This window comes from Micromonospora parastrephiae, assembly GCF_016802865.1.
GTDB classification, from domain to species: Bacteria; Actinomycetota; Actinomycetes; order Mycobacteriales; family Micromonosporaceae; genus Micromonospora; species Micromonospora parastrephiae.
In genome coordinates, this window is record NZ_JAEVHM010000333.1 from 1 (window position 1) to 3,393 (window position 3,393).

Here is a 3,393-nt window from a genome sequence, read left to right on the forward strand (position 1 = left end):
GGTCGCCGCGGTGGCCACCGGTGTCATCGCGGTCGGTGCGCTGCTCGGCGCCGCCGCGACCCGGGCGCTCACCCGGCCCCCCCGCGCAGTAGGCGAGCGCGGGGCGCCCCGGGAGGAGATCCGGAGCGCCCCGTCAGTACCGGACCGGTCAGGGCTGGGTCGGCAGGTTGACCTGCGCCACGACGGCCACGATGAACAGCAGGATGCCCAGCCCGACGCCGACCGCGCCGCAGATCAGGCCGGCCTTGGCCTGCCCGGCGTTGTTGGCCTGGCCCTGGGCCACCTTCTGCCGGGCGAGGTAACCGGTCACCACGCCCGCGATGCCGACCGGGATGCCCAGGTAGAGGCAGCAGACCAGCGGGATCGACGCGATGCCGAGGATCAGCGACACCAGACCGAGGGTGTTGTTCTGCCCCTGGGCCTGCGGGTAGCCGGCGTTCGGGTACGTCGGCGCGCCGCCGTACTGGGGCTGCTGCTGGCCGTACGGGTCCTGGTGCGGCTGCTGCTGGCCGTACGGGGCCTGCGGCGCCGAGTACGGGTCCTGCGACTGTTGACCGTAGGGCTGCCCGGAGGTGGGCTGCTGCCCGTACGGGGCGGCCGGCGGCGGGGCGTACGGGTCGTGCGGCGGCTGGGGTGCGGTCGGGTCCTGGTTGGGCTGCTGGCCGTACGGGTCCTGACCGGGGTTACCGGGCTGCATTCGAGAAGCTCCTTGGACTGGTTCCGTCAGTTACTGCTGCTGTTCCCACTCATGATCGCGCCCAGACCGCCCAACGCACAGCACAGCAACACGACGACATACCACCCGATGCCCACGATAAGTGCCCACTTCGACCACTTCCGTGATTCGGTGGCAGCGGCCTGGGCGCCGGCGTAGTCACCCTGCTGAAGCAGCGGGTTGACCTTCGACGCGTTGATGATCGCCGGAATGGCCAGCGGCCAGAAGAGGAAGATGGCGACGATCGACATCGTCATGTTGTTGTTGATCGGCGGCTGCTGGTGGGGGTGGCTACCGGGCTGCATGGGGGTGCTCCTCATTCCAACGACACGGCTGGCGTGCCGGATCAGTGACAGGGGTGCGGGCCGGACGGTGTCCGGCCCGAGCGACCGGCAGCGTACCGGGTCGATGCCTGTCCGCACTGTCAAAGATCGGCGCGCGCCCAGCCGGAGGGTGTCCTGACCTGCCCGATAGGGTGGCCCGGTGACCGAGCCCGCGTCCGTCGCCCGCATCGTCGTCCTCATCTCCGGCTCCGGGAGCAACCTCCAGGCTTTGCTGGACGCCGCCACCGACCCCGCGTACGGCGCGCAGGTCGTCGCGGTCGGCGCGGACCGTGACGGCATCGCGGGCCTGGACCGGGCCGCCGCGGCCGGCGTGCCGACGTTCGTCGAGCGGGTCCGCGACCACGACACCCGGGAAGACTGGGATGCGGCGCTCACCGCGCACGTCGCGAAGCACCAACCCGACCTGGTCATCTCCGCCGGGTTCCTCAAGCTGGTCGGCCCGCACTTCCTCGCCGCCTTCGGCGACCGCTACCTGAACACCCACAACACGCTGCTGCCGGCGTTCCCCGGCATCCACGGCCCGCGCGACGCCCTCGCCTACGGCGTGAAGCTCACCGGGGCCACGCTCTTCTTCGTCGACGCGGGCATGGACACCGGGCCGATCGTGGCGCAGGTCGCGGTGCCGGTGCTCGACGACGACGACGTGGACACGCTCACCGAGCGCATCAAGGAAGCCGAGCGACGCCAGCTCGTCGAGCAGGTCGGTCGCCTGGTCCGCGAAGGCTGGACCATCACCGGAAGGAAGGTCACGGTTCCGTGAGTCCCACTCAGGACGGGCGTCGCCCGATCAGGCGGGCGCTGGTCAGCGTCTACGACAAGACCGGGCTGGTGGAGCTGGCCCAGGCCCTGCACGCGGCCGGCGTGGAGATCGTCTCCACCGGCAGCACGGCGGGCACCATCGCCGCCGCGGGTGTGCCGGTGACGTCCGTGGAGACGGTGACCGGCTTCCCCGAGGTGCTCGACGGCCGGGTGAAGACCCTGCACCCGAAGGTGCACGCGGGTCTCCTCGCCGACCTGCGCAAGGACACCCACGTCGCACAGCTCGACGAGCTGGGGGTGGCCGCGTTCGACCTGCTGGTCTCCAACCTCTACCCGTTCCAGGCGACCGTCGCCTCCGGTGCCGGCGTCGAGGAGTGCGTGGAGCAGATCGACATCGGCGGCCCGGCCATGGTGCGGGCCGCCGCCAAGAACCACGCCTCGGTGGCCGTGCTCACCGACCCGGCCGGGTACCCGGCGCTGCGCGCCGCGCTCGCCGAGGGCGGGTTCACCCTGGCCCAACGTCGCGCGTTGGCCGCGCGCGCGTTCGCCGACATCGCCGAGTACGACGTGGCGGTCGCCCAGTGGTGCGCCCGGGAACTGGCACCCGCCGACGACTGGTGGCCGCAGTTCGCGGGGCTGGCGCTGCGCAAGTCGACAGTGCTGCGTTACGGGGAAAATCCGCACCAGCCCGCCGCGCTCTACGTCGACCCGGACGCCCCGGCGGGGCTGGCGCAGGCCGAGCAGTTGCACGGCAAGGAGATGTCGTACAACAACTACGTCGACGCGGACGCCGCCTGGCGGGCCGCGAACGACTTCGCCGACCAGCCGGCCGTGGCGATCATCAAGCACGCCAACCCGTGCGGTATCGCGGTGGGCGCCGACGTGGCCGAGGCGCACCGCAGGGCGCACGCCTGCGACCCGGTGTCGGCGTACGGCGGCGTGATCGCGGTCAACCGGCCGGTCTCGGTCGAGCTGGCCCGGCAGGTCGCCGACATCTTCACCGAGGTGGTCGTCGCCCCCGGCTTCGACGAGGGCGCGGTGGAGGTGTTGCAGGGCAAGAAGAACATCCGGCTGCTGCGCGCACCGGCCTGGAACCCCGCGAAGGTGGAGTTGCGGCAGGTGACCGGTGGCGTGCTGGCCCAGGTCGCCGACCGGGTGAACGCCCCCGGCGACGACCCGGCCAATTGGCAGTTGGTGACCGGCGAGGCCGCCGACGAGGAGCTGCTGCGCGACCTCGCGTTCGCCTGGCGGGCGGTCCGCGCGGTGAAGAGCAACGCGATCCTGCTCGCCAAGGACGGCGCCACCGTCGGCGTCGGGATGGGTCAGGTCAACCGGGTCGACTCGGCGCAGCTCGCGGTCAGCCGCGCCGGCGCCGACCGGGCGCGGGGTTCGGTCGCCGCCTCGGACGCGTTCTTCCCGTTCGCCGACGGCCCGCAGATCCTCATCGACGCCGGCGTCCGCGCCATCGTCCAACCCGGTGGCTCGATCCGCGACGAAGAGGTCATCGCGGCGGCAAAGAACGCCAACGTAACGATGTACCTAACCCAAACCCGCCACTTCTTCCACTAAACCCAC

Annotated in this window: 4 protein-coding genes; 2 read left to right on the forward strand and 2 right to left on the reverse strand. The window is 71.6% G+C overall.

Annotated features, from left to right (window positions below; all coding sequences use genetic code 11):
* Window positions 1-148 precede the first annotated feature (148 nt).
* Together JNW91_RS30460 and JNW91_RS30465 are read right to left on the reverse strand one after the other, a co-directional pair.
* Window positions 149-697, reverse strand: a complete 549-nt coding sequence (locus JNW91_RS30460) for a DUF4190 domain-containing protein (protein ID WP_203178932.1) — start codon at window positions 695-697, stop codon at window positions 149-151.
* A 26-nt stretch (window positions 698-723) separates the two neighbouring features.
* A complete protein-coding gene (locus JNW91_RS30465; protein ID WP_203178933.1) occupies window positions 724-1,020 on the reverse strand; it encodes a CD225/dispanin family protein in 297 nt (98 codons plus the stop codon).
* Between the two features lie 178 nt (window positions 1,021-1,198).
* Here JNW91_RS30465 and purN point away from each other — a divergent pair, with 178 nt between their 5' ends.
* Window positions 1,199-1,819 carry a phosphoribosylglycinamide formyltransferase gene (gene purN, locus JNW91_RS30470; protein ID WP_203178934.1) on the forward strand — a complete coding sequence of 207 codons (621 nt, stop codon included), beginning with the start codon at window positions 1,199-1,201 and terminating at the stop codon, window positions 1,817-1,819.
* Window positions 1,816-3,387, forward strand: a complete 1,572-nt coding sequence (gene purH, locus JNW91_RS30475; RefSeq protein ID WP_203178935.1) for a bifunctional phosphoribosylaminoimidazolecarboxamide formyltransferase/IMP cyclohydrolase — start codon at window positions 1,816-1,818, stop codon at window positions 3,385-3,387. Before purN ends, purH begins: the two co-directional genes overlap by 4 nt.
* The last annotated feature ends 6 nt before the right edge of the window (window positions 3,388-3,393 follow it).

Excerpts from the sequence above, each read along its gene's own strand:
- JNW91_RS30460 (WP_203178932.1), bottom strand. The coding sequence starts at position 697 with ATGCAGCCCGGTAACCCCGGTCAGGACCCGTACGGCCAGCAGCCCAAC.
- JNW91_RS30465 (WP_203178933.1), bottom strand. The coding sequence starts at position 1,020 with ATGCAGCCCGGTAGCCACCCCCACCAGCAGCCGCCGATCAACAACAAC.